This window comes from Sanguibacter biliveldensis, from assembly GCF_033798665.1.
Classification (GTDB): Bacteria; Actinomycetota; Actinomycetes; order Actinomycetales; family Cellulomonadaceae; genus Sanguibacter; species Sanguibacter inulinus.
On sequence record NZ_CP138359.1, the window covers coordinates 1,993,722 to 2,018,812 of the forward strand.

A 25,091-nucleotide genomic window follows, 5' to 3' on the forward strand; every position below is an offset into this window, starting at 1 on the left:
GTGCCTCGCAGAACAGACATCAACTCCGTCCTGGTCATCGGCTCCGGGCCGATCGTCATCGGCCAGGCGTGCGAGTTCGACTACTCGGGCACCCAGGCGTGCCGGGTGCTCAAGGAGGAGGGCATCCGTGTCGTCCTGGTGAACTCCAACCCGGCGACGATCATGACGGACCCCGAGTTCGCCGACGCCACGTACATCGAGCCGATCACGACCGAGGTCCTCACCTCGATCATCGCCAAGGAGCGTCCTGACGCGGTCCTGGCGACCCTCGGCGGGCAGACGGCTCTCAACGCCGCGATCGCCCTCGACGAGGCAGGTGTGCTCGCGAAGTACGACGTCGAGCTCATCGGCGCGAACATCGCCGCGATCCAGAAGGGCGAAGACCGCCTGCAGTTCAAGGAGGTCGTCGAGAAGTGCGGCGGCGAGTCCGCCCGCTCGGTCATCATCCACGCCGTCGAGGAGGCCCTCGCGGCCGCCGACGACCTGGGATACCCGATGGTCGTGCGCCCGTCCTTCACGATGGGTGGCCTGGGCTCGGGCATCGCCTACGACGAGAAGGACCTGCGCCGCATCGTCGGCCAGGGCCTGCACTACTCGCCGACCACCGAGGTGCTCCTCGAGGAGTCGATCCTCGGCTGGAAGGAGTACGAGCTCGAGCTCATGCGCGACAAGGCGGACAACGTCGTCGTCATCTGCTCGATCGAGAACGTCGACCCCGTCGGCGTGCACACCGGTGACTCGGTGACGGTCGCCCCGGCGCTCACCCTCACCGACCGCGAGTACCAGAACCTGCGCGACATCGGCATCGCCGTGATCCGCGAGGTCGGCGTCGACACCGGTGGCTGCAACATCCAGTACGCCGTGCACCCCGAGACCGGCCGCGTGGTCGTCATCGAGATGAACCCGCGCGTCTCGCGCTCCTCGGCCCTCGCGTCGAAGGCCACGGGCTTCCCGATCGCGAAGATCGCCGCGAAGCTCGCCGTCGGGTACACCCTCGACGAGATCCCCAACGACATCACCGGGTCGACCCCGGCGTCCTTCGAGCCTTCGCTCGACTACGTGGTCGTCAAGGTGCCGCGCTTCGCCTTCGAGAAGTTCCCGGCGGCCGACGACACCCTCACCACGACCATGAAGTCCGTCGGCGAGGCGATGGCCATGGGCCGCAACTTCACCGAGGCCCTCGGCAAGGCGCTGCGCTCGATCGACAAGTCCGGCGCGACCTTCCACTGGGACGGGGAGGTGCCCACGGGCGCCGACCTCGACGCGCTGCTCGTCGAGATCGCCCGGCCGACCGAGTCCCGCCTCGTGCAGACCCAGCAGGCCCTGCGTGCCGGTGCGAGCATCGAGCAGGTCTTCGACGCCACGAAGATCGACCCGTGGTACCTCGACCAGATCCAGCTCGTCAACGAGATCGCCGCCGAGGTGGCCGCCGCACCCGCGCTCACCCGCGTGGTCCTCGACCGTGCCAAGCGCCACGGGCTCTCCGACGCGCAGATCGCGTCGCTGCGCGGCATCGGCGGCAGCCGCTCCGCAGGCGAGGCGACGGTCCGCGAGGTCCGCAAGGCCCTCGGGGTGCGCCCGGTCTTCAAGACCGTCGACACCTGCGCCGCGGAGTTCAAGGCCGAGACCCCGTACTACTACTCGTCCTACGACGCCGAGACCGAGGTCAAGCCGCGCGAGCGCGAGGCCGTGATCATCCTCGGTTCGGGCCCGAACCGCATCGGCCAGGGCATCGAGTTCGACTACTCCTGCGTGCACGCAGCCCTCGCCCTCAAGGGCGACTACGAGACCGTCATGGTCAACTGCAACCCCGAGACAGTCTCGACCGACTACGACACGGCCGACCGCCTCTACTTCGAGCCGCTGACCTTCGAAGACGTCCTCGAGGTCTACGAGGCCGAGCTCGCCGCCGGCCCCATCAAGGGGATCATCGTGCAGCTCGGCGGCCAGACGCCGCTGAGCCTCGCCCAGCGCCTCGCCGACGCCGGCCTGCCGATCCTCGGCACCTCGCCCGAGGCCATCGACTCCGCGGAGGACCGCGAGGTCTTCGGCCGGGTCCTCGGTGAGGCCGGCCTGCCGGCCCCCGCCTTCGGCACCGCGACGACGCTCGCGCAGGCCTGCGAGATCGCCGACGGCATCGGCTACCCGGTCCTCGTGCGCCCGTCCTACGTGCTCGGCGGACGCGGCATGGAGATCGTCTACTCCGAGGAGCAGCTCACAGGCTACGTCGAGCGCGCCCTCGGCGAGGTCGCCAAGGCCGGGGGACACCTCGCGCCGATCCTCATCGACCGCTTCCTCGACGACGCGATGGAGATCGACGTCGACGCCCTCTACGACGGCGAGGAGATGTTCCTCGGCGGGGTCATGGAGCACATCGAAGAGGCCGGCATCCACTCGGGCGACTCCGCCTGCGTGCTGCCCCCCGTCTCGCTCAGCGAGGCCGAGATCGCGCGCATCCGCCGCTCGACCGAGGCCATCGCCAAGGGCGTCGGCGTGCGCGGTCTGCTCAACGTGCAGTTCGCCCTCGTCTCCGACGTGCTCTACGTCCTCGAGGCCAACCCGCGCGCCTCGCGCACGGTGCCCTTCGTGTCCAAGGCCACCGGCGTCCCGCTCGCCAAGGCCGCGGCGCTGCTCATGGTCGGCCACTCGATCGCCGACATGCGCGCCTCGGGCGTCCTGCCCGCCGAGGGCGACGGGGCCACGCTCGACCTCGACGCGCCCATCGCCGTCAAGGAGGCCGTGCTGCCCTTCAAGCGCTTCCGCACCGCCGACGGCGTGGCCGTCGACACCGTGCTCGGCCCGGAGATGCGCTCGACGGGTGAGGTCATGGGCTTCGACGACGACTTCCCGACAGCCTTCGCGAAGTCCCAGGCGGCGGCCTTCGGCGGCCTGCCGACCAGCGGGTCGGTCTTCGTGTCGGTCGCCGACCGCGACAAGCGCTCGATCGTCTTCCCGGTCAAGCGCCTCGCGGAGCTCGGCTTCGAGATCCTCGCGACCGAGGGCACCGCGACGGTCCTGCGCCGCAACGGCATCGCCTCGACAGTCGTGCGCAAGCACTCAGCCGGACGCGGCGAGAACGGCGAGCCCACCATCGTCGACCTCATCACCGACGGCGAGGTCGACATGGTCGTCAACACCCCCTCGGGCCAGGGCGCACGCGCCGACGGCTACGAGATCCGCGCAGCGACGACAGCCGCCGACAAGCCGATCATCACGACGGTCTCCCAGCTGGCAGCAGCCGTCCAGGGCATCGAGGCCGTCCTGGCCGGGCCCTTCACGGTCCGCAGCCTCCAGGAGTACGTCACCGTGCAGGGCGCCCGGTGACGGGCACCCCGACCGCAGGACCAGCCGGCAGCCGCGCCCCCTTCGGGGCGCGGCTCGCCGCGGCCATGGCCGAGCACGGCCCGCTCTGCGCAGGGATCGACCCGCACCCCGGCCTGCTCGACGCCTGGGGTCTGACCGACGACGCAGCAGGCCTGCGGACCTTCGCACTGACCGTCGTCGATGCCCTCGGCGGACGGGTCGCTGCGCTCAAGCCGCAGTCGGCACTCTTCGAGCGGCACGGGTCGAAGGGTGTCGCGGTCCTCGAAGAGGTGATCGCCGCGGCGCGCGAGGTCGGGACACTGACCGTCGTCGATGCCAAGCGCGGTGACATCGGCTCGACGATGGCCGGGTACGCCCAGGCGTACCTCGCCGACGGGTCGCCCCTCGCAGGTGACGCCCTCACCGTCTCGCCCTTCCTCGGAGCCGGGTCGCTCACGCCTGCCGTCGAGCTCGCCCTGGCGACAGGACGTGGGCTGTTCGTCCTGTGCCTCACCTCCAACCCCGAGGGGCACGAGGTGCAGCACGCGCGTTCCGCGGGTGGGGAGAGCGTGGCCGCGCAGGTGGCGCGGTTCGCCGCCGAGCTCAACGCTGCTGAGCTCGGCGCCGTCGAGCTCGGCACAGTCGACCTCGGGGCGCCCGGCTCATCGGCGTCAGAGAGCGCAGCCGACCGGGGGAGCGGTGGCCTCGGGTCGATCGGCCTGGTCGTCGGTGCGACGATCGGCGACGCTCCCCGCAGTGCCGGAGTCGACCTGGCAGCCGTGCGCGGTCCTCTGCTGGCACCCGGTGTCGGTGCCCAGGGCGCCGGTGCCGACGAGCTCGCCGCGGTGTTCGGCGACGCGAGGTCGCAGGTCCTCGCCTCGTCCTCGCGCGGCGTCCTCGCCGCCGGACCTGATGTCGCAGCCCTGCGCACCGCGGCCAAGACCGCGGCCGACGAGGCTCGTGGAGCCCTCGCGACCCGCTGAACGGGACCGCACCCAGCACAGACGACGACGCCGGGACCTCACGCACGAGGCCCCGGCGTCGTCACGTTTCGCCTCAATCGCGACCTACCGGCACGTCGAGTGTGGCCCAGGCCACGTTCCCGTTGCCGACCAGCCCAAACGTGGCTAGTTTCGCAAGTACGTTTCCGCTCGTCCGAAGAAGGTGACCGGAGTGCCATTACCTGAACTGACCCCAGAGCAGCGCGCCGCTGCGCTCGACAAGGCGGCCGCCGCCCGGCGGGCGCGTGCTGAGGTGAAGAACCGTCTGAAGTACTCTTCAGGGGTCCTCTCCGAAGTCATCGAGCAAGGACGCACCGATGACGTCATCGGGAAGTTGAAAGTCGTGTCGCTGCTCGAGTCCCTGCCGGGAGTCGGCAAGGTCAAGGCCCGCGCCATCATGTCGGAGGTCGGCATCGCCGAGTCCCGACGTGTCCGTGGGCTCGGACCGCACCAGGCAGCGGCGCTCGTCGAAAGGTTCGGCTGATCATTCCTGCAACGCCCCCCGCACCCACGTCGTCGCGCCTGACGGTCCTCGCCGGACCCACGGCTGTCGGCAAGGGCACGGTCTCTGCTGACATCCGCGCGCGCTACCCCGACATCTGGCTGTCTGTCTCCGCGACGACACGCCAGCCTCGCCCCGGCGAGGTCGACGGCGTCCACTACCTCTTCGTCGGACCTGACAAGTTCGCCGACATGGTGGCTCACGGCGACCTCCTCGAGTGGGCCGTGGTGCACGGTCGCAACAGCTACGGGACCCCGCGGGGGCCCGTGCAGGACAAGCTCGACGCGGGCGTGGCGACCCTCCTGGAGATCGACCTCCAGGGGGCTCGTCAGGTCCGTGCCTCCATGCCCGAGGCCCGCTTCGTGTTCCTCGCCCCGCCCAGCTGGGAAGAGCTCGAGCGCCGCCTGGTCGGGCGTGGCACCGAGGGACCCGAAGAGCGGGAGCGCCGCCTGGCGACGGCCAAGGTCGAGATGGCCGCAGCCTCCGAGTTCGACCACGTGATCGTCAACGACGACGTCCAGCGCGCGGCCGACGAGCTCGTCTCGGTCATGGGGCTCACCCCGCACCCGGTCGTCGGGCGCTGAGCGCCGTCCCGCCGCGGGGTCGCACGTCACACGACGGTGCGGCCACGCGGCAGGCCTCGGCGCGCCCGCGACCGAGTAGACTGGTCCATTGATCCATCCTCACCACCCTCGGAGTTGACCCGTGTCTGGAACCGTTGCCGCCCCTGTGGGCATCACCGACCCGCCCATCGACGACCTGCTCGACCGCGCTGACTCCAAGTACGCCCTGGTGATCTACTCGGCCAAGCGCGCCCGTCAGATCAACGCGTACTACTCGCAGCTGCACGAGGGGCTCCTCGAGTTCGTCGGCCCGCTCGTCGAGACCCGCAACCAGGAGAAGCCGCTCTCCATCGCCATGCGCGAGATCAACGCCGGCCTCCTCACGATCAACCCGATCGAGCAGCCGGCCGCCGACGCGGACGCGTCCTGACGGACCGCTAGACACTCGCGAAGAGCTGAGAGGGTGCCCGAGCGCATGCGTATCGTCCTCGGCGTGAGCGGCGGGGTCGCGGCCTACAAGGCCGTCCTGCTGCTCCGCACCTTCACCGAGGCTGGGCACGACGTCACCGTCGTGCCGACAGCCGCGGCTCTCCGCTTCGTGGGGGCTCCCACCTGGGAGGCACTCTCAGGCCGCGCTGTCTCGACCGAGGTCTTCGCGGACGTCCCGCACGTGCCGCACGTCTCGCTCGGGCAGCAGGCCGACCTCGTCGTCGTGGCACCGGCGACCGCGGACCTGCTCTCCAGGATGGCGACAGGCCGGTCTGACGACCTCCTCACCGCCACCCTCCTCACAGCACGCTGCCCGGTGCTGGTCGCCCCGGCGATGCACACCGAGATGTGGCTGCACCCGGCGACCGTCGCCAACGTCGCCACGCTGCGCGAGCGTGGCGTGCACGTGCTGGAGCCTGCGTCGGGGCGCCTGACCGGCGCCGACACCGGACCGGGCCGCCTTCCCGAACCTCAGGTGATCGCCGAGGCCGCACTCGCTCTCGTCGAGACACCGACCAGCAGCACGTCGTCGCGCCTGGAGGCCGCCGAGAGCGGCGCCGCTGACGGCCAGCCGACGCCCGCCACAGCGGGGGAGAACGGCGACCTCGCGGGCACCCGGGTCGTCGTGACCGCCGGCGGGACGCGCGAGCCCATCGACCCCGTGAGGTTCCTCGGGAACCGCAGCACCGGGATGCAGGGCTACGCCCTCGCCGCAGAAGCCCGCGACCGCGGGGCCGAGGTCGTCCTCGTCGCCGCCAACGTGATCCTCCCCGACCCTGAGGGAGTGAGCGTCGTCCACGTCGAGACCACGGCCCAGCTCGCCGAGGCCGTGGACGAGCACAGGCTCACGGCAGACGTGATCGTCATGAGCGCGGCTGTCGCCGACTTCCGTCCGGCGAGCGTGGGCGACCACAAGACCAAGAAGACGTCCGACGGCGTGGTGGCCCCCATCCAGCTGGTCGTCAACCCCGACATCCTCGCGGGGCTGGTCGAGAGGCGTGCGCCGCACCAGACGATCGTCGGGTTCGCCGCCGAGACGGGCGACGCCGACGGGGACGTGCTGTTCCACGGGCGCGCCAAGGCGCGTCGCAAGAAGGCAGACCTGCTCGTGCTCAACGAGGTCGGTCACGACCTCGGCTTCGGCGCCCCGACGAACGCGGTGACGATCCTCACGGCCGACGGGGAGACCCTCGGGTCCGCCGAGGGCAGCAAGCGCGAGGTCGCGGCTGCGGTCCTCGACCAGGTGGTCACGGTGCGCGGTACCGCAGGCACTTCTGTCTCACACGACTGACCTGCTTCACGAGCCCGGCCAGCTTCCCCGTATCCTGTTCGGCATGACTGAGTCTCTGCGCCTGTTCACGTCCGAGTCCGTGACCGAAGGACACCCGGACAAGGTGTGCGATCAGATCTCCGACTCCATCCTGGACGCCCTCCTTGAGCAGGACCCGTCCTCCCGTGTCGCGGTCGAGACCCTCGTGACCACGGGCCTCGTGCACGTCGCCGGAGAGGTGACCACCGAGGCCTACGTCGAGATCCCGCAGATCGTCCGTCAGGTCGTCAAGCAGATCGGCTACACGTCGTCCTCGATCGGCTTCGACGGGGACTCCTGCGGTGTGTCTGTGTCGATCGGCCAGCAGTCGCCGGACATCGCGCAGGGTGTCGACAAGGCTCTCGAGATGCGTGTCGACAGCGGTGAGGTCGACCCCCTCGACGCCCAGGGTGCCGGTGACCAGGGCCTCATGTTCGGCTATGCGACCGACGAGACCGCCACGCTGCTCCCGCTGCCGATCTTCGCCGCCCACCGTCTCGCCGAGCGCCTCGCGCAGGTGCGCAAGGACGGCACGCTCGCCGGTCTGCGCCCCGACGGCAAGACCCAGGTGACCGTCGCCTACGACGGTCAGCGGGCTGTCGCGATCGACACCGTCGTCCTGTCGACCCAGCACGACCCCGACGTCCGGCAGGACGAGCTGCGCGCAGCTGTCGCTGAGCTCGTCGTCGCCCCGGTCCTGGCCGAGCTCGACCTCTCTTCCGCCGACCACCGGCTGATCGTCAACCCCACCGGGACCTTCGTCGTCGGCGGACCCAAGGGTGACGCCGGCCTGACCGGCCGCAAGATCATCGTCGACACCTACGGCGGCATGGCACGCCACGGCGGCGGTGCGTTCTCCGGCAAGGACCCGTCGAAGGTCGACCGTTCCGCCGCCTACGCCACGCGCTGGGTCGCGAAGAACGTCGTGGCCGCAGGGCTCGCCCGACGCTGCGAGGTCCAGGTGGCCTACGCGATCGGCAAGGCACACCCCGTGGGCCTCTACGTCGAGACCTTCGGCACCGAGACCGTCCCGAGCGCACGGCTCGAAGCGGCGATCAAGGAGGTCTTCGACCTGCGTCCCGGCGCGATCGTCCGCGACCTCGACCTCTTGCGCCCCATCTACGCGCAGACCGCCGCCTACGGTCACTTCGGCCGTGAGCTGCCCGACTTCACCTGGGAGCGGACCGACAGGGTCGCCGACCTCCAGTCCGCGGTCTGACACTCGTCTCCAGGGGCGCAGCAGGACACCTGCTCGTCCACAGCGCGGTCTCGGCGGTCTCCGTGCACAGGCCCCACGCGCTGGACGAGGCTGTCGGTCCGGTCTCCTAGGGTAGGAAGAGACCTGGTTCTCGAGGCCGTCGTCACGACGTGCCCGGGAAGCCGTAGACGAGACGAAGGAGACGGGTGACCGCGCAGCCCGAGAGCGAGCAGCAGATGCTGCCGGGCCTCTCTGCGCCCAGGCCGGTCCCGTCGAGGTCGGAGACCGGTCTCGCGCTCGCCACCGACCTGCCGATCGCCCGGCTGTGCGTCGACGTCGCACCTGCCCACCTGGACAGGCTCTTCGACTACACGGTCCCGGCGGCGCTGTCGGACGACGCCCAGCCCGGGGTCCGGGTCAAGGTGCGCTTCGGCGCTCAAGACGTCGACGGCTACGTCATGGAGCGCGCCGCGAGCACCACGCACACCGGCAACCTGGTCGCGATCCGCAAGGTCGTCTCGCCGCAGCCTGTGCTCACCCCTGAGGTCGCCGACCTCGCGCGCCGGGTCGCGGACTACTACGCGGGCTCGCTGAGCGACGTCCTGCGGCTGGCTGTGCCGCCGCGGCTCGCCCGTGTCGAGAAAGAGCCGACAGCCCTCGAGACGCGGGCCGCGTCTGGGGAGATAGGTGAGACCGGAGCGGCTGGCGCGGAGCCGGACCTGACCGCCCCGGACCTGACCGCCCCGGTCCCGACCGCTACGACCGCCAGCAGTGTGACGGCATGGTCCGTCTACCGCGGCGGTGACGCCTTCCTCGGGCGCCTGCGGGCAGGGGACTCTCCGCGCGCCGTCTGGACCGCGCTCCCCGGCCAGGGCCGGACGGCCGGGTGGCCCGCGGCGCTGGCCCAGGCGGCTCTCGCGACAGCGTCCGGCGGCCGGGGCACCGTCGTCGTCCTCCCGGACGCCCACGACGTCGACAGGCTCGCCCAGGCCCTCGTGGAGGCTGGCGTGCCCGGATGGTCGCCCCAGCACGCTGCCGAGCAGCCGGAGGCACCCTGCTTCGTCCCGCTGACCGCCGACCTCGGCCCGACGCCGCGCTACCGCAACTTCCTCGCCGCGCTGCGTGGCGAGGCGCAGATCGTCATCGGCACCCGGGCCGCAGCCTTCGCCCCCGTGGCCGACCTCGGGCTCGCCGTGTGCTGGGACGACGTCGACGCCATGCACCAGGAGCGTCGCGCGCCGTACCCGCACGTGCGAGAGGTCCTCGCGCTGCGGGCCGAGCAGACAGGCTGCGCTGTGCTCGTCGGCGGACTCAGCCGGTCGATCCACGCCGAGGCCCTCGTCCGCAGCGGGTGGGCGCGCGAGATCGTCGCCGACCGCCAGACCGTGCGCACCGAGACCCCTCGCGTCGAGGCGCTCACCTCGGTCGAGGTCGCCCGCGAGGGACCAGCCGGGGCTGCACGCCTGCCTGGAGCCGCGTGGCAGGCCATCACCAAGGGGTTGCTCGACGGCCCGGTCCTGGTCCAGGTCCCGCGCGCTGGGTACCTGCCCGTCGTCGCCTGCGTCCGCTGCAGGACAGCTGCCCGTTGCACGGCCTGCAACGGCCCGCTCGCCCTCCACGGAGCGCACGCGGTCCCGCAGTGCTCGTGGTGCGGCGCTCTCGCGGGCGGCTGGCGGTGCCCCGAGTGCTCCGCGACAGGCCTCCGGTCGGTCCGGGTCGGCAGCGACCGCACCGCTGAAGAGCTCGGCAAGGCCTTCCCGGGGGCCACCGTGCGGGTCTCGGGCGCCCGGTCCGCCTCCGGGATCCTCTCCGAGGTGCCCGACAAGCCGGCACTCGTGGTCTCGACGCCCGGCGCCGAACCTGTCGCCCCCTCGGGCTACTCCGTCGGGGTGCTGCTCGACGCAGCGGTCTCGACCAGCCACGTCGGTCTCTACACCGACCAAGAGGCTCTGCACCGCTGGATCACCGCCGGGGCGCTCGTGCGACCGAGCAGGCTCGGCGGGCGGCTGCTGCTCGTCGGCGACGCAGCCCCGACCCCCACCAACGCCCTGGTCCGCTGGGACCCCGCGGGCCTGGCCGGTCGCGAGCTCGACGAGCGGGCTGAGCTGAGCATGCCCCCGGCCGTCCGGATCGCGTCGGTCACGGGGGACCGGCACGCCGTGGCGCTCTTCCTCTCCAGGGTGACCCTCCCCGAGGGTGGGTCCGTCCTCGGCCCCGTCGACCTCCCCGAGCCCGTCGTGGCCGCCCAGCCCGAGCGCGCGCCGTCGGTCGGCCGCACCGGTCGACCCGCGGTCAGCCGTGCTGTCCAGCCCGGCAGCGGGACCGCGCGGTCGCGCGCCGGGGGAGGCCTCGAGGCCGAGGTCCGTGCCATCCTGCGTGTCCCGGTCGCCCGAGGGCGTGATCTCGCCCGCCACCTCGCGGCGGCACTCGCCGTCGCGAGCGCCCGCCGAGAGGCTGGGCTCATCACTGTCGTCCTCGACCCCAAGGAGATGCTGTGACCACCGCCGAGAGCACCACGGAGTCCGACCAGACGCCTGTGGTCGACCTGACCCCCGTCGTCGACACCGTCCTCTACGACCTGGGCAACGTCCTGGTCGGGTGGGACCCCTACGGTCCCTTCGAGGGGCTCTCCCACGACGAGGTCGACGCGTTCTTCGCCGAGACCGACTTCTTGGCTCGCAACCACGAGCAGGACGCTGGTCGACCGTGGGCCGAGCTCAGGGCCCTCGTCCAGGAGAGCTGGCCGCAGCACGCCCACCTCGTCGACAGGTACGTGGACGGCTTCGCGGCGAGCCTCACCGGTCCGGTCCCAGGGTCGGCCGAGATCGTCGACGAGCTCCTCGCGGCGGGGACCAGGCTCTACGGCCTCACCAACTGGTCGGCCGAGCTCTTCCACCACGCCGTCCCCGCGGCTCCGTCGATCGGCCGGCTCGAGGGGATCGTCGTGTCCGGCGAGGTCGGGCTGGCCAAGCCGGACCCTGAGATCTTCCGGCTGACGATCGACAGGTTCGCGCTCGACCCGGCACGCACGGTGTTCGTCGACGACTCACCTCGCAACGTCGAGGCCGCTCGGAGCGTCGGGCTGCACGCCGTGCACTTCACCTCGGCCGAGGCACTGCGTCTCGAGCTCGTCAGGCTGGGGCTGCTGGGCTGAGGACGTGCAGACCTCAGGCCAGGGCGCCCGGCTCCGTGGCCGACCGTGCGTCAGGCCCTCGCCGTCGCCCTCGTAGACTGGGGGCATGCGTCTGCTCTTCGCCGGGACCCCGGCCGTAGCTGTCCCTGCCCTGGAGGCCCTCATCGGGTCGCGGCACGAGGTCGTCGCCGTGCTGACCCGTGCTGACGCACGGGCAGGGCGCGGACGACAGCTCGTCCCGAGCCCGGTGCGTCAGCGTGCCGAGGAGGCCGGCATCGAGGTGATCACCGACCGCCCGCGCAGCGAAGGATTCGTCGAGCGTCTCGAGGCACTGCAGATCGACTGCGCGCCTGTCGTCGCCTACGGCGAGATCCTGCCGAAGGCCGTCCTCGACGTGCCTCGCAACGGCTGGGTCAACCTGCACTTCTCGGTCTTGCCCGCCTGGCGCGGCGCGGCGCCCGTCCAGCGGGCCGTCATCGCGGGCGACGAGGTCACCGGCGCGACCACCTTCCTCATCGAAGAAGGCCTCGACACCGGACCCGTCCTCGGCACCGCGACGGAGACGATCCGCCGCCGCGACACCTCGGGCGACCTGCTCGACAGACTGTCCAGGTCAGGCGCAGGGCTGCTCGTCGCGACTCTCGACGCGATCGAGGACGGCCACATGATCCCTGTGCCGCAGCCGACAGACGGCGTGAGCCTGGCCGCGAAGCTCACGGTCGACGACGCCCGGGTCGTCTGGACCCACCCTGCCCACGCCGTCGACCGTCTGGTGCGCGGCTGCACCCCCGCTCCCGGAGCCTGGACGACCCTGCCCGACGGTTCCCGTCTCGGTCTCGGCCCGGTGACCCCGCTCGACGAGCCCCTCGAGGTGTCCCTCGCTCCGGGTGAGGTCCAGGTGACGAAGTCGGCTGTGCGGGTGGGGACGGCGACGGTGCCCGTCGAGCTCGGCGAGGTCCGCCCCGCAGGCAAGAAGCCCATGAACGCCGCCGACTGGGCCCGCGGGGCCCGCCTCGGCGACGGCATCCGCCTCGGCCAGGAGGCCTCCGCATGAGCGCCGACGACCGTACCCCCCAGCGGGGCTCGGACGACCGCCGCGGCTCCGACGACCGCCGCGACGCCAAGGGTCGTGAGCGTGGTGGTGCTCGCGCACGGGGTGAAGGCCACCGCGGGTCGCTCGCCCCGAGCGAGCGCCGCAAGGGCACCGACCCCGCCCGGCTCGTCGCCTTCGACGTGCTGCGCCAGGTCGCCGACTCCGACGCCTACGCCAACCTCGTGCTGCCCCCGATGCTGCGGTCCCGCAGCATCTCGGGCCGTGATGCCGCCTTCGCGACCGAGCTCGCCTACGGCACGCTGCGGCTGCGTGGCCGCTACGACGCTGTCATCGCCGAGTGCGTCGACCGTCCGCTCGACAAGATCGACGCTCCCGTCCTCGACGTGCTGCGCCTCGGTGCGCACCAGCTGCTCGGCATGCGTGTCCCCTCGCACGCTGCGGTGTCGGAGACCGTCGGACTGGCCCGCGAGCGGGTCGGTGCCGGCAGCGCGCAGTTCGTCAATGCCGTGCTGCGCAAGATCTCGCGCACCGAGCTCGAAGAGTGGCTCGAGACCGTCGAGGCGGCCCAGACGGACGAGATCGCCCGGATGTCTGTGGTCGACAGCCACCCGCAGTGGATCACCCGGGCGCTGCGCGACTCGCTCGTGGGTTCGGGCCGTCCCGTCGACGAGCTCGGGTCGCTGCTCGAGGCCGACAACGCAGCTCCTCGGGTGACCCTCGTCGCCCGTCCTGGTCTGGTCACGCAGGAGGAGCTCGGCGAGCAGGTCGAGTCTCGCCCCGGGCGTCTGACTCCGACGGCCGTGGTGCTCGACGGCAGCGACCCGGGTGCTGTGCCCGCGGTCCGCGCCGGGCTCGCCGGGGTGCAGGACGAGGGCAGCCAGCTCGTCACCCTCGCCTTCACCCAGGCACCTGTCGAGGGGGCCGACGCCCGCTGGCTCGACATGTGCGCAGGCCCCGGCGGCAAGGCTGCACTCCTGGCGGCGATCGCCGGGACGCGCGGCGCGCGGGTCGTGGCCAACGAGGTGCAGCCGCACCGCGCAGACCTCGTCGACCGTGCGCTCGTCGCCGTGCCGGCCGACTCCGTCGAGCGGGTGCAGGTGTGGGACGGTCGTGACATCGGCGAGCAAGAGCCCGGCGCCTACGACCGCGTCCTCGTCGACGCACCGTGCACAGGGCTGGGTGCGCTCCGCAGGCGCCCCGAGTCGCGCTGGCGCCGTTCGCCCGCGGACGTCAAGGTGCTCGCCGCGCTCCAGCGCGAGCTGCTCACGTCGGCACTGCATGCCGTCCGCGACGGGGGAGTGGTGGGCTACGTGACGTGCTCGCCGCACCTCGCCGAGACGCGTGCTGTCGTCTCGGACGTGCTCGCCGCCCTGCCCGAGGGCTCGGTCGAGATGCTCGACGCGCGCGCCCTCGTCACGGAGATCGCCGGCACCGACGTCCCGCTCGCCGAACGCCTCGACGTCCAGCTGTGGCCGCACCTGCACGGCACCGACGCGATGCACCTCACGCTGCTGCGCCGCACAGGTCTGTAGACGACCGGATCTGCGGGCGACCGGGCGTGCAGGTCACCGGGCCTGCAGGTGACGCTGCGCCGCACGTCGGGCGCGTGCGGTAGTCGGCGTACGTGCAGTCGGTCCCGGGGCGTGGACCGTGGACGGGTGCGGCCTGTCCGGGCTGCTGCTCGGCTGGGATCGTCGTGCTGCACGGCCTAGTGTGGGCCGCATGAGTGCACTCGTCTCACCCAGCATCTTGTCGGCGGACTTCACGAATCTCGAGCGTGACCTCCAGGCGATCTCGACAGCCGACTACGCGCACGTCGACGTGATGGACAACCACTTCGTCCCGAACCTCACGCTCGGTCTGCCTGTCGTCGAGCGGATCGTCCAGGTGTCGCCGATCCCGATCGACGTGCACCTGATGATCGAAGACCCGGACCGGTGGGCACCAGGCTTCGCCGAGGCCGGTGCGCAGTCCGTGACCTTCCACGCCGAGGCCGCAGCCGCGCCGGTCAGGCTCGCCCGCGAGCTGCGCCGCCTCGGGGCCCGCGCCGGGCTCGCGCTCAAGCCGGCGACGCCCGTCGAGCCGTACCTCGACCTGCTCTCGGAGATCGACATGATCCTCGTGATGACCGTCGAGCCAGGCTTCGGCGGCCAGTCCTTCATCGAGGGCACGCTCCCGAAGATCCAGCGGGCCCGCCGTGCGATCGGCGAGGCCGATCTCGACGTGTGGCTGCAGGTCGACGGGGGCATCTCGCGCTCGACGATCGAGCGCGCGGCGGAGGCCGGTGCGAACGTCTTCGTCGCCGGCTCGGCCGTCTACGGCGCCGACGACATCCCGGCCGAGATCGACACGCTGCGCACGATGGCGTCGGCGCACAGGCACTAGCCGCGCGCTGGTCGCTCTGCCTACGCCTCGACCCCGACCTCGAAGATCGTCTCGAGCCCGTCCTCCTCGTCCCACTGCTCGCCGGTGACGACCAGGCCGTGCGCCTCGACGAGTGCTCTGGACGCCTCGTTGTCGGGGCTGATCGTGGCGCGCAGCGTCAGCGCACCCGCCTCTCGGCGTGCGACGTCGAGGAGGATGCGCAGGGCCGCGCGGGCGTGCCCTCTGCGGCGCTGCGCGGGGTCGATCTCGTAGCCGACCTCGACGGTGCCGTCCTCGGGAGCGCCGTGGAAGCCGGCTCGTCCGACGACCTCGCCGGACGGGGCGACGACCAGCCGCGTCACCCAGGTGGCGTCCGAGGGGGTGCGTCCGAGCTGTCGGCTGCGGTAGTCCCAGACTCGGCGGCATCCCGGGCTCACGAGGAACGGGGTCAGGCGCAGGTCGTCGCCGACGGCGTCCTGAGCCGTCTCGAGGTCACCGGCTGCGAGGGCGTCGACGGCGTCGGTCGGCAGCAGGACGAGCCGGGTCCCGGACGCGCCGGGCACGTCGGCGGTCCAGACGGGGGAGAGGTGCGGTCCTTCGTCCTGGCTGGGGGCTGTGCTGTCGACGGGCATCGGCTCATCCTGCTCCGAGGGCGAGGTCCCTGGCCAGGGAATTGTGCCGCGGGCAGACGACCCAGACGTCTGTCCGGGGCTCATGGCATAGTGGACCCCAGCAAGTACACGTGCTCTGGGGTCGGTGAAAATCCGAGCCGGCGGTAACAGTCCGCGACCCGCACCTCGGTGCGGTTGATCTGGTGCAACTCCAGGACCGACGGTCAAAGTCCGGATGGGAAGAGTCTCGTGGCGGTGCGCCGGTGTCTCACGACGCCTCCGGCGCACCGTGGTGTCGTGCACCCTCTGGGGCGCACGCTCGTCCTGCCCCGGAGCGTGTCCGCACCGACAGGCAGAGACAGGCGACTTCCGTGGACGCAGCACCGCTCACCCTCGACGAGGCGATGGCGTACGCCCTCGACCTCGCTCGCCGGGGCCCCGCGCACGGCCCCAACCCGCAGGTCGGCTGCGTGCTGCTGGCGCCAGCCCCAGGACCTGACGCGCCAGGCATCTTCGCGCGTGACGTCCTTGCCGTCGGGTGGCACCGAGGTGCGGGCACACCTCACGCCGAGGCTGACGCTCTCGCGCGTGCTGAGGCCGCGGGCGTCGACGTCCGCGGAGCGACAGCAGTCGTGACCCTCGAACCCTGCAACCACACGGGTCGCACGGGTCCGTGCGCGCAGGCGCTGCTCGACGCCGGTGTCGGCGAGGTCGTGGTGAGCGTGAGCGACCCCAACCCTGTCGCAGCCGGCGGGGCAGAGCACCTGCGCGCCCACGGTGTCGAGGTCCGCACAGGGCTGATGCTCGACGCCGGTGAGGAGCTGCTGCGGGTCTGGCTCGCCTCGGTCCGCCTCGGGCGTCCTTTCGTGACGCTCAAGACGGCGACGAGCCTCGACGGCTGCGTCGCTGCCGCCGACGGCTCGAGCCGGTGGATCACCGGACCGGAGTCCCGCGGCCACGCGCACGGCGTCCGGGCGACCGTCGACGCGATCCTCGTCGGCTCGGGGACCGTCGCCGCAGACGACCCGACCCTCACAGCGCGTCCGGCGACGGGCGAGGCTGACGACCACGAGAGGTCGTCGACCACACCGGTCCACCAGCCGCTCCGTGCCGTGATGGGGGAGCGCGCCGTCCCGGACGACGCCCGCATCCGCGGTGACGACGGGAGGTTCGTCCACCTCACCACCCACGACGTGCACGAGGCTCTCGCACGGCTCGCCGCGCTCGAGGTGCGGCACGTGCTCGTCGAGGGCGGACCGACTGTCGCGACGGCCTTCGTCACGGCCGGCGTCGTCGACGAGATCCACTCCTACGTGGCGCCGGTCCTCGTGGGCGAGGGCCGGCGGGTCGTCGGGGCGCTCGGTGGCCAGAGCATCGACGACGCCGTCCGGTGGTCCACGAGCACCGTGCAGCGTCTCGGCGACGACGTCCTCGTCGTGGCCCGGGCCGTGCGACCACCGCCCTGACGGTCGAGCGGCCCCGCGCCCAGCGTGCTCAGCCCTCCGCTCGTCCCTAGGTATCGCCCCGTCTCTCGCGCGGGCATGACCTCACCACCTCGGCCGCCGTCAGCGGCCTGCACCACCGACCAGGAGAAGCAGATGTTCACAGGAATCGTCGAAGAGCTCGGGACCGTCACGGCCCTCGAGCTCCCGGACGGCACGCGCAGCGACGCCGTCCTCACCGTCTCGGGCCCGCTCGTCGTCTCGGACGCCGGGCTCGGGGACTCGATCGCGGTCGACGGGGTCTGTCTGACCGTCACGTCGCTCCCCGAGGGCGGATTCACCGCCGACGTGATGCCGGAGTCGCTAAGCCGCACGGCCCTCGGGTCGCTGGCCGTCGGTCGGCGGGTCAACCTCGAGCGTGCGATGCGGGCCGACGCCAGGCTGGGTGGGCACATCGTCCAGGGGCACGTCGACGGCGTCGGCACGCTGGTGAGCCGCACCCCCGGGGAGAGGTGGGACGACCTCGTCTTCGAGACGTCTCCGGACGTCGCGCGGTACGTCGCCGAGAAGGGCTCGATCACGGTGAGCGGGGTGTCCCTGACCGTCACGAGCGTGACCGCGACGACCTTCGGGGTGTCGCTCATCCCGACCACCCTCGAGGCGACCACCCTCGGTTCCCTCGTGGTCGGCGACGCCGTGAACCTCGAGGTCGACGTCATCGCGAAGTACGTCGAGCGTCTGCTCGGGGCACGGGCATGAGCGCCCGTCTCGCGACTGTCGAGGAGGCTCTCGACGAGCTCCGCGCAGGACGCCCGGTCCTCGTCTCGGACTCCCCGGACCGGGAGAACGAGGCCGACGTGGTCTTCGCAGCGTCGACCGTCAGCACCGAGTGGGTGGCCTGGACCATCCGGCACTCGTCGGGGTACCTCTGCGCGCCGATGCCCGCGTCGCGGGCTGACGCGCTCGAGCTGCCGCTCATGGTCCCGCAGTCCCAGGACCCTCGTCGGACGGCCTACACGGTGACGGTCGACGCGGCGACGGGAGTCACGACAGGAATCTCGGCCGCTGACCGCACCCGGACCCTCGGCGTGCTGGCCGACCCCGCCTCGGGCTCGGGGGACCTCATCCGACCGGGCCACGTGCTCCCGCTGCGCGCTGTGGCGGGCGGTGTCCTGCACCGTGCCGGGCACACCGAGGCGGCGGTCGACCTCGTGCGTCTCGCGGGTCTCGGCGAGGTCGGCGGGATCGCCGAGCTCGTCAACGACGACGGCACCATGATGCGGATGCCGCAGTTCTCTGCGCTGGCCGAGCGTGAGGGTCTCGCGCTGCTGACCATCGAAGACCTCATCGCCTGGCGGCGCGAGCACGACCCCGTCGTCGAGGCCGAGCCCCTCCCGCTCCCGGGCGAACGGGTCCACGCGACGTCCGTCGCCGACCTGCCGACGGCGCACGGCACCTTCAGGATCCACGGGTACCGCGACATGCGCACGGGCGCCGAGCACGTCGCGCTCGTGCCCGTCGGCGTCGAGGCCCCGCACGACGTCCCCGTCGTCCGGGTGCACTCCGAGTGCCTCACCGGGGACGCCTTCGGGTCGTTGCGCTGCGACTGCGGTCCTCAGCTCGAGGCGTCGATGGAGACCGTCGCCCGTGAGGGCGGCGCCGTCGTGTACCTGCGGGGTCACGAGGGCCGCGGCATCGGTCTGCTCGCGAAGATCGCCGCCTACGAGCTCCAGGACGCCGGCCGGGACACCGTGCAGGCGAACCTCGACCTCGGCTGGCCTGCGGACCGGCGCGAGTACGGGGGAGCGGCAGCGATCCTCGTCGACCTCGGCCTGCAGCGCGTCCGGCTGCTCACCAACAACCCCGCGAAGTCCACGGGGCTCGCCGCGCACGGCGTCGAGGTCACCGAGACCGTCCGCCTCGAGGTCGGCCACTCCCACCACAACGAGCGGTACCTGCGCACGAAGAAGGAGCTCATGGGCCACGTGCTCGACACCGTCGTCGCCGAGAGCGACGTCCTCGCCGCCCAGGCCGCGGGGGACACGACCACCCAGGGGACCGAGACCACCGCACCGACCAGCACCACACAGCAGACGGAGGACGCACGATGAGCGGCGCAGGAGCACCCAGCATCACGGTCGACGGGACGGGCCTGCGGGTCGTCGTCGTCGCCGCCCAGTGGCACACGCAGATCATGGACGGGCTCCTCGAGGGTGCTCGTCGCGCGCTCGTCGCCGCGCACGTGACCCACGTCAAGGAGGTCCGGGTGCCGGGCTCCTTCGAGCTGCCGGTCGCCGCGGCCCGAGCGGCGGAGGCCGGCTACGACGCCGTCATCGCCCTCGGTGTCGTCGTCCGTGGGGGTACCCCGCACTTCGACTACGTCTGCCAGGCGACGACCCTCGGGCTGACCGACGTCGCGGTCCGCACGGGGGTGCCCGTCGGCTTCGGCGTCCTGACCGTGGACACCGAGCAGCAGGCCCTGGACCGCGCCGGGCTGCCCGACAGCTCCGAGGACAAGGGCGCCGAGGCCGTCGAGGCGGCGATCGCCACGATCCTCGCGCTCCGCGCGCTCTGACCTCTGGCGTCCGACCGGTGTCCGGCGGGTGCCACCCGTCGGACACCGGTCGGTGCGGAGCGGATCCGGCGACTAAGGTAGTCGGCGTGAAGACGTTCGAAGAGCTGTTCGTAGAGCTCACCGCCAAGTCCGTTGACCGACCCGCCGGATCCGGCACAGTGGCTCAGCTGGACGCAGGGGTCCATGCCATCGGCAAGAAGATCGTCGAAGAGGCCGCCGAGGTCTGGATGGCCGCCGAGTACCAGAGCGATGCCGAGACGGCGGAGGAGATCTCCCAGCTCCTCTACCACCTGCAGGTGCTCATGGTCTCCAAGGGGCTGACCCTCGACGACGTGTACTCCTACCTCTGACGAACCGCCCGTCCTCTCTCACGAACGCGAGTCCTCCTGTGCTGCGTATTGCCGTCCCCAACAAGGGGTCCCTGTCCGAGCCCGCCTCCGAGATGCTGCGCGAGGCTGGCTACCGCCAGCGTCGTGACACCCGCGAGCTCGTGCTCGCCGACCCCGACAACGACGTGGAGTTCTTCTTCCTCCGCCCGCGCGACGTCGCCGTGTACGTGGGTGCCGGGACCGTCGACGCCGGGATCACCGGCCGCGACCTCATGCTCGACTCGGCCGCCGACGCCGAGGAGCACCTCCCGCTCGGTTTTGCCCGATCGACCTTCCGCTTCGCCGCGCCGACCGGTGAGATCACCGACATCGCGCAGATCGAAGGACGCCGCGTCGCGACCTCGTACTCGGTGCTCGTCGGCCAGTACCTGGCCGAGCACGGCATCACCCCGACAGCGATCGTGCACCTCGACGGTGCCGTCGAGAGCTCGGTGCGTCTCGGCGTCGCCGAGGTCATCGCCGACGTCGTCGAGACCGGCACCACGCTGCGCGCCGCCGGGCTCGAGATCTTCGGAGACCCGATCCTCAGGTCCGAGGCTGTGCTCATCCGCCGCAAGGGTGTCGAGTCACCCGCCGGTCTCGACACGCTGACGCGTCGTCTCCAGGGTGTGCTCACCGCGCACGAGTACGTCCTCATGGACTACGACGTCCCCGCGTCCCTCGTCGATGCCGCCGTGGCGATCACCCCGGGCCTCGAGTCGCCGACGGTCTCCCCGCTGCACGACCGCGACTGGGCTGCCGTCCGCGCGATGGTCCGCCGCGCCGAGACCAACCAGGTGATGGACGCCCTGTACGACGTCGGTGCCCGTGCGATCCTGGTGACCTCGATCCACGCCTGCAGGCTCTGACGGTCCCGGCCGTCTGACCGGTCGGAGAGGAGTGCCCATGGCACGTGACGTCTACGCAGACCTCAGGCCGCGGTTCGTCCGCTACGTGGCCTGGGGTGCGATCGTCGTGATCGTGCTCGGGGGACTCCTCGTCCTCTGGCAGGCTCCTGGCACAGACGGCCGTGGCTACGCGCCTGCCGACGCTCTCGGCACCTCGGTGGTCCTGGTCGCCGGGTGCGTCTTCCTCTGGCGTCAGGCCACGGTCCGCGCCCGCGTGGACGAGCACGGCGTCACGGTCCGCAACCTCCTGCGCGTCCGCACCCTCGAGTGGACGCAGGTCCTCGCAGTGCGATTCGGCTCGGGCGACCCCTGGGTGCTCCTCGAGATCTCCGACGGCACGACCTGGCCGGTCATGGCCGTCCAACGAGCCGACGGCGAGTACGCGGTGAGCGAGGCCCGGCGCCTCGCAGCCCTCGTGGTCCGCCACGGCGAGGGCCAGGAGCAGGACGGCTCGGGCCCCGCGGTCTGACACCAGCAGCACGCGCTCGGCCCCGCAGCCCGGTCAGCCCCGCTGTCAGCGAGACGACAAGAACCCCCTGCCTCGAGAGGCCGGGGGTTCTTGTCGTGCTGTGGACGGTGCCTACGACCGGTCGTCCCCGCAGGGACGACCTGTCAGCAGCGCCTCAGTAGCGGGCGTCCGTGCGCGGCTTGCGGTCGAAACGCTCTTCGCGACGGCCGGACGGTGCGCTGTTGCGCGGGCCGCCAGCGGCGGGACGGGTCGGCGCGGGGCCATCGTCCAGCTTGATGCGCAGCGCCTTGCCGGCGACGCGGGCCCGGGAGATCTTGTCGATCGTCTCGGAGTCGAGCGGGGCGCTGATGTCGACGAGCGAGAAAGACGGGAAGATGTCGATCTTGCCGAGGTCCTTGCCCGAGAGGCCACCCTCGTTGGTCAGCGCGCCGACGATGCCGCTCGGCTGGGCGCCGTGCGTGTGACCGACGGAGAGGCGGTACCGGGTACCGGTCGACTCGCGGCGGACACCGCGCGACGGACGGTCGTTGTCACGGCGCTCGCGCGGGGCGCGGTCGTCGTCACGACGCTTGCGGGCGTCACGGGCCTCGGCGCGCTGCGCCTCGAAGGCTGCCTCTTCTTCACGAGCCTGGGGGCCGTCGTCGCCGACGGCCAGGGCTGCGAGGATCGCGGCGAGCTCGGCCGGGTCGGTGCCGTGGGTGTCGATGTGCGTGCGGACGAGGTCGGTGTACATCGACAGGCGACCGGCGTCACGGCGGGCGTCCACGCGTCCGAGGAGCGTGGCGACCTTGTGGGCCGACACGTCGGCGGGCGACGGGATCTCGATCTCGACGAGCTGCTGACGGATCGTGCGCTCGATCTGCTTGAGGCGACCGCGCTCGTTCGGGGTGACGAAGGAGAGCGCGACACCCGTGCGTCCGGCGCGGCCCGTGCGGCCGATGCGGTGGACGTAGGCCTCGGGCTCGCCGGGGATGTCGAAGTTCACGACGAGACCGATGCGGTCCACGTCGAGGCCACGGGCCGCGACGTCGGTCGCGACGAGGACGTCGAGGGCGCCGGCGCGGAGGCGCTCGACGATCTTCTCGCGATCCTTCTGCGCCACGTCACCGGAGATGGTCGCGGCGGAGATGCCACGCTCGATGAGGGCGGAGCCGACCTCTTCTGCTGCGCCACGGGTGCGGCAGAAGACGATCGCGGCGTCGGCGTCGGAGGTGGCGAGCACGCGGGTCAGCGAGCCGACCTTGTGACGGAACGGCACGACCGCGTACTGCTGGGTGACCGAGGTGACTGTCGACGACTGGCGCGACACGGCGATCTCGACGGGCTGGCGCATGTGGTGCTGCGCGACGCGGCGGATCTGCGGGGGCATCGTCGCGGAGAACAGGGCGACCTGGCGCTCGACCGGAGCGGCGCCGAAGATCTTCTCGACGTCCTCGGCGAAGCCCATGCGGAGCATCTCGTCGGCCTCGTCGAGGACGAGGAAGCGGATGTCACCGAGCTTGAGGGTGCCACGCTCGAGGTGGTCGATCACACGACCGGGGGTACCGACGACGATCTGCGCGCCGCGGGAGAGCGCACGAGCCTGGGGCGGGTAGGGCGAGCCGCCGTAGACGGGGACGACCTCGATGCCGGGGAGGTGCTTGGCGAAGGTCTCGATGGCCTCGGCGACCTGCATGGCGAGCTCGCGGGTCGGGGCCAGGACGAGGGCCTGGGTGCGACGCAGCTCGGGGTCGACGGCGGCGAGCATCGGGAGTCCGAAGGCTGCGGTCTTGCCCGTACCCGTCTGGGCGACACCGGTGATGTCGTTGCCGGCGAGGAGGGCCGGGATGGCCTTCTCCTGGATGGTCGACGGGATGGTGAAGCCGAGGTCCAGCACCGCGGAGAGGAGCTCGGCGGGGAGGCCGAGGTCCGCGAAGGTGACTGCCTCAGCAGCAGGCGTGGGGGTGGTGAGGGCGCTCTCGGGCGCAGAGATGTCAGAAGACGTCATGGAGGACTACAACCGTTCAGTGGTGTGGGGGAAGCGGAGGTCAGCTCGACCTGTCGATCTGGAGTCGCAATCCCGAAACACACACACTGGGCCGTGACCGGCCACTGACACACGCACACGCGGGACCCGCGACAAACTCCGAGGGATGGCTCCACAGTACGCCCTGGAGGGTGCCGCAGACCAGCGTCGGGCGCGGTGACCTCGACCACAAGGTGCTGGTCGCGCACGCAGCAGGGGAGGGCGTGACGGCGGCGCACCCTAAGATGACAGCACAGCAGGGACGCGCACGGTGAGGGGCAGGCAGCGGTGGCCGAGGTGAACGAGCAGCAGGTGAGCACACGCGTGCTCACGGTCCCCAACCTCATCAGCATGCTGCGGCTGGCCCTCGTGCCGGTGTTCGCCGTCCTCATCATCACCTCTCACGACGTCGCCGCCCTGCTCGTGCTCGCCTTCTCCGGGTTCACCGACTGGCTCGACGGCGCTGTGGCCCGCCGGCTCGACCAGGTGTCGAAGCTGGGCCAGGTCCTCGACCCCGCTGCCGACCGCCTGTTCATCCTCGTCACGCTGGTCGCCCTCGCGTGGCGCGACGTCGTCCCGCTGTGGCTGCTCGTCGTGATCCTGTCCAGGGACGTGCTCATGGCGTGCCTCCTGCCGACGCTCACGCGCCTCGGCTACGGGCCGCTGCCGGTGAACTTCCTCGGGAAGGCGGCGACCTTCGCTCTGCTCTACGCCTTCCCGCTGCTGCTGCTCGCGGAGTCGTCAGGGACGCTCGGTGCCGTCGCGCACGCCGCAGGCTGGGCTTTCGCGTGGTGGGGCGTGGGGCTCTACTGGGCCTCGGGTGCGCTCTACGTGGTGCAGGCCCGCGAGCTCGTCGCCGAGCACCGCGCTGCTGCGGGGACGCCGTCGTGACGCCGGGCCACCACGTGGACGACCCGAGCCTGGCGAAGCGCCCACCCGTCGACGCCTCGATGACCCTCCTCAACGAGGTGATGCACCGACCTCTCGACGCTGGCTATGCGGAGGCCGCTCGCCGCAAGGCGCGGGGCGAGGCGCCGCCGCGCCGGAACCGGACCGTGATCTGGCTGCTCGTCCTGGCTGTCGTGCTCGGCTTCTCGACGGCGAGCGCCGCCCAGCAGCTGCGCGCACCCCAGCCGGGGGTCGTCGCGGCGCGCGAGCTCCTCGTCGAGGAGATCACGAGCCGTCGTGCCCAGCTCGCCGAGCGGACGCAGACGAACACCGACCTCCAGGCGTCGATCGACGAGCTGCGGGACGCCGCGCTGTCGTCCTCCGACCCGGAGGCTGTCGAGCAGCTCACGCAGGACGGGCTCTCCAACGGGACGATCGCGGCCCGCGGCCAGGGCATCGTGGTCACCGTCGAGAACGGGCCCAACGCGGCCGACGAGCCGGCGGCTCTCGTGCAGGACTCGGACCTGCAGATGCTGGTCAACGCCCTCTGGGCCTCTGGCGCGGAGGCGATCGCCGTCAACGACCAGCGGCTCACCTCGACGACCGCGATCCGCAGCGCCGGGAGCGCGATCCTCGTCGACCTGGTCGGTGTGAGCGCCCCGTACGAGGTGGTCGCCATCGGTGGCACGAACGACCTGGAGACCGGGCTGGCGCGCTCTTCTGCGGCGCGGCAGCTGAGCGCTCTCGGGTCGCAGTACGGGATCAAGACGAACGTCTCGTCGAGCGACGAGCTCACAGTGCCTGCGGGGCCGACACGCGTGCTGTTCTACGCAGGGCCCGTCGGCAAGGATAATGACGAGGGTTGACATGCTGACCGAGGCGTCAGGAACTACTGGGTGGGGGAGTGAC

At 71.6% G+C, this 25,091-nt stretch carries 23 protein-coding genes and 1 riboswitch; of the genes, 21 read left to right on the forward strand and 2 right to left on the reverse strand.

The window, feature by feature from the left end; genetic code table 11:
- The 12 genes from carB (at position 1) to rpe (ending at position 14,937) form a co-directional block, all read left to right on the forward strand.
- Positions 1–3,324, forward strand: a complete 3,324-nt coding sequence (gene carB / locus SANBI_RS08715; protein ID WP_319160868.1) for a carbamoyl-phosphate synthase large subunit — start codon at positions 1–3, stop codon at positions 3,322–3,324.
- Positions 3,325–3,389: 65 nt separating this feature from the next.
- Complete coding sequence (gene pyrF, locus SANBI_RS08720) at positions 3,390–4,286, forward strand: orotidine-5'-phosphate decarboxylase (RefSeq protein WP_461786667.1); 897 nt, start codon at positions 3,390–3,392, stop codon at positions 4,284–4,286.
- Positions 4,287–4,476: 190 nt separating this feature from the next.
- Positions 4,477–4,788: an integration host factor, actinobacterial type gene (gene mihF / locus SANBI_RS08725; RefSeq protein WP_056132673.1), complete on the forward strand. Its 312-nt coding sequence runs from the start codon at positions 4,477–4,479 to the stop codon at positions 4,786–4,788.
- Between the two features lie 2 nt (positions 4,789–4,790).
- Positions 4,791–5,390: a guanylate kinase gene (gene gmk, locus SANBI_RS08730; RefSeq protein ID WP_179912467.1), complete on the forward strand. Its 600-nt coding sequence runs from the start codon at positions 4,791–4,793 to the stop codon at positions 5,388–5,390.
- A gap of 121 nt (positions 5,391–5,511) precedes the next feature.
- Positions 5,512–5,799 (forward strand): DNA-directed RNA polymerase subunit omega, encoded by a 288-nt coding sequence (rpoZ, locus tag SANBI_RS08735; protein ID WP_056132679.1) that lies wholly within the window; start codon positions 5,512–5,514, stop codon positions 5,797–5,799.
- Between the two features lie 45 nt (positions 5,800–5,844).
- Positions 5,845–7,149, forward strand: coding sequence for a bifunctional phosphopantothenoylcysteine decarboxylase/phosphopantothenate synthase (locus tag SANBI_RS08740; RefSeq protein WP_319160874.1), 1,305 nt, complete (start codon positions 5,845–5,847; stop codon positions 7,147–7,149).
- A gap of 43 nt (positions 7,150–7,192) precedes the next feature.
- Positions 7,193–8,386, forward strand: coding sequence for a methionine adenosyltransferase (gene metK / locus SANBI_RS08745; RefSeq protein ID WP_319160876.1), 1,194 nt, complete (start codon positions 7,193–7,195; stop codon positions 8,384–8,386).
- Positions 8,387–8,571: 185 nt separating this feature from the next.
- Positions 8,572–10,863, forward strand: coding sequence for a primosomal protein N' (locus SANBI_RS08750; protein ID WP_319160878.1), 2,292 nt, complete (start codon positions 8,572–8,574; stop codon positions 10,861–10,863).
- A complete protein-coding gene (locus SANBI_RS08755) occupies positions 10,860–11,519 on the forward strand; it encodes an HAD family hydrolase (RefSeq protein ID WP_319160880.1) in 660 nt (219 codons plus the stop codon). The genes SANBI_RS08750 and SANBI_RS08755 overlap by 4 nt, the downstream gene beginning before the upstream one ends.
- 85 nt (positions 11,520–11,604) lie before the next feature.
- Positions 11,605–12,552: a methionyl-tRNA formyltransferase gene (gene fmt / locus SANBI_RS08760; protein ID WP_319160882.1), complete on the forward strand. Its 948-nt coding sequence runs from the start codon at positions 11,605–11,607 to the stop codon at positions 12,550–12,552.
- A complete protein-coding gene (locus SANBI_RS08765; protein WP_319160884.1) occupies positions 12,549–14,084 on the forward strand; it encodes an RsmB/NOP family class I SAM-dependent RNA methyltransferase in 1,536 nt (511 codons plus the stop codon). The genes fmt and SANBI_RS08765 overlap by 4 nt, the downstream gene beginning before the upstream one ends.
- Positions 14,085–14,274: 190 nt before the next feature.
- Positions 14,275–14,937 (forward strand): ribulose-phosphate 3-epimerase, encoded by a 663-nt coding sequence (gene rpe / locus SANBI_RS08770; protein ID WP_319160886.1) that lies wholly within the window; start codon positions 14,275–14,277, stop codon positions 14,935–14,937.
- Between the two features lie 20 nt (positions 14,938–14,957).
- Here the strand turns inward: rpe and SANBI_RS08775 are convergent, their stop codons facing one another.
- Positions 14,958–15,548 carry a GNAT family N-acetyltransferase gene (locus SANBI_RS08775; RefSeq protein ID WP_319160888.1) on the reverse strand — a complete coding sequence of 197 codons (591 nt, stop codon included), beginning with the start codon at positions 15,546–15,548 and terminating at the stop codon, positions 14,958–14,960.
- Positions 15,549–15,655: 107 nt separating this feature from the next.
- Positions 15,656–15,779, forward strand: a riboswitch (FMN riboswitch).
- Positions 15,780–15,931: 152 nt separating this feature from the next.
- Between SANBI_RS08775 and ribD the strand changes: the two genes are divergently transcribed.
- From ribD to SANBI_RS08810, 7 genes are all read left to right on the forward strand, one after another.
- Positions 15,932–16,993, forward strand: coding sequence for a bifunctional diaminohydroxyphosphoribosylaminopyrimidine deaminase/5-amino-6-(5-phosphoribosylamino)uracil reductase RibD (ribD, locus tag SANBI_RS08780; protein WP_408669757.1), 1,062 nt, complete (start codon positions 15,932–15,934; stop codon positions 16,991–16,993).
- Between the two features lie 132 nt (positions 16,994–17,125).
- Positions 17,126–17,728, forward strand: coding sequence for a riboflavin synthase (locus SANBI_RS08785; RefSeq protein ID WP_319160892.1), 603 nt, complete (start codon positions 17,126–17,128; stop codon positions 17,726–17,728).
- Complete coding sequence (ribA, locus tag SANBI_RS08790) at positions 17,725–19,080, forward strand: GTP cyclohydrolase II (RefSeq protein ID WP_319160895.1); 1,356 nt, start codon at positions 17,725–17,727, stop codon at positions 19,078–19,080. Before SANBI_RS08785 ends, ribA begins: the two co-directional genes overlap by 4 nt.
- The gene (gene ribH / locus SANBI_RS08795) at positions 19,077–19,544 is read left to right on the forward strand and encodes a 6,7-dimethyl-8-ribityllumazine synthase (RefSeq protein ID WP_319160898.1); all 468 of its coding nucleotides are present in this window, start codon (positions 19,077–19,079) and stop codon (positions 19,542–19,544) included. Before ribA ends, ribH begins: the two co-directional genes overlap by 4 nt.
- 86 nt (positions 19,545–19,630) lie before the next feature.
- Positions 19,631–19,894: a phosphoribosyl-ATP diphosphatase gene (locus SANBI_RS08800; RefSeq protein ID WP_012866813.1), complete on the forward strand. Its 264-nt coding sequence runs from the start codon at positions 19,631–19,633 to the stop codon at positions 19,892–19,894.
- Positions 19,895–19,932: 38 nt separating this feature from the next.
- Positions 19,933–20,781 carry an ATP phosphoribosyltransferase gene (hisG, locus tag SANBI_RS08805; RefSeq protein WP_056132708.1) on the forward strand — a complete coding sequence of 283 codons (849 nt, stop codon included), beginning with the start codon at positions 19,933–19,935 and terminating at the stop codon, positions 20,779–20,781.
- A gap of 37 nt (positions 20,782–20,818) precedes the next feature.
- Complete coding sequence (locus tag SANBI_RS08810; protein WP_319160902.1) at positions 20,819–21,289, forward strand: PH domain-containing protein; 471 nt, start codon at positions 20,819–20,821, stop codon at positions 21,287–21,289.
- A 154-nt stretch (positions 21,290–21,443) separates the two neighbouring features.
- Here the strand turns inward: SANBI_RS08810 and SANBI_RS08815 are convergent, their stop codons facing one another.
- Positions 21,444–23,276: a DEAD/DEAH box helicase gene (locus tag SANBI_RS08815; RefSeq protein WP_319160904.1), complete on the reverse strand. Its 1,833-nt coding sequence runs from the start codon at positions 23,274–23,276 to the stop codon at positions 21,444–21,446.
- A gap of 330 nt (positions 23,277–23,606) precedes the next feature.
- Here SANBI_RS08815 and SANBI_RS08820 point away from each other — a divergent pair, with 330 nt between their 5' ends.
- Positions 23,607–24,185 (forward strand): CDP-alcohol phosphatidyltransferase family protein, encoded by a 579-nt coding sequence (locus SANBI_RS08820; protein ID WP_319160906.1) that lies wholly within the window; start codon positions 23,607–23,609, stop codon positions 24,183–24,185.
- A complete protein-coding gene (locus SANBI_RS08825; RefSeq protein WP_056132717.1) occupies positions 24,182–25,048 on the forward strand; it encodes a DUF881 domain-containing protein in 867 nt (288 codons plus the stop codon). The genes SANBI_RS08820 and SANBI_RS08825 overlap by 4 nt, the downstream gene beginning before the upstream one ends.
- Positions 25,049–25,091: the final 43 nt, after the last annotated feature.

Excerpts from the sequence above, each read along its gene's own strand:
- pyrF (WP_461786667.1), top strand. The coding sequence starts at position 3,390 with ATGGCCGAGCACGGCCCGCTCTGCGCAGGGATCGACCCGCACCCCGGC.
- SANBI_RS08740 (WP_319160874.1), top strand. The coding sequence starts at position 5,845 with ATGCGTATCGTCCTCGGCGTGAGCGGCGGGGTCGCGGCCTACAAGGCC.
- metK (WP_319160876.1), top strand. The coding sequence starts at position 7,193 with ATGACTGAGTCTCTGCGCCTGTTCACGTCCGAGTCCGTGACCGAAGGA.
- fmt (WP_319160882.1), top strand. The coding sequence starts at position 11,605 with ATGCGTCTGCTCTTCGCCGGGACCCCGGCCGTAGCTGTCCCTGCCCTG.
- SANBI_RS08765 (WP_319160884.1), top strand. The coding sequence starts at position 12,549 with ATGAGCGCCGACGACCGTACCCCCCAGCGGGGCTCGGACGACCGCCGC.
- rpe (WP_319160886.1), top strand. The coding sequence starts at position 14,275 with ATGAGTGCACTCGTCTCACCCAGCATCTTGTCGGCGGACTTCACGAAT.
- SANBI_RS08775 (WP_319160888.1), bottom strand. The coding sequence starts at position 15,548 with ATGCCCGTCGACAGCACAGCCCCCAGCCAGGACGAAGGACCGCACCTC.
- ribD (WP_408669757.1), top strand. The coding sequence starts at position 15,932 with ATGGCGTACGCCCTCGACCTCGCTCGCCGGGGCCCCGCGCACGGCCCC.
- SANBI_RS08785 (WP_319160892.1), top strand. The coding sequence starts at position 17,126 with ATGTTCACAGGAATCGTCGAAGAGCTCGGGACCGTCACGGCCCTCGAG.
- ribA (WP_319160895.1), top strand. The coding sequence starts at position 17,725 with ATGAGCGCCCGTCTCGCGACTGTCGAGGAGGCTCTCGACGAGCTCCGC.
- ribH (WP_319160898.1), top strand. The coding sequence starts at position 19,077 with ATGAGCGGCGCAGGAGCACCCAGCATCACGGTCGACGGGACGGGCCTG.
- SANBI_RS08810 (WP_319160902.1), top strand. The coding sequence starts at position 20,819 with ATGGCACGTGACGTCTACGCAGACCTCAGGCCGCGGTTCGTCCGCTAC.
- SANBI_RS08815 (WP_319160904.1), bottom strand. The coding sequence starts at position 23,276 with ATGACGTCTTCTGACATCTCTGCGCCCGAGAGCGCCCTCACCACCCCC.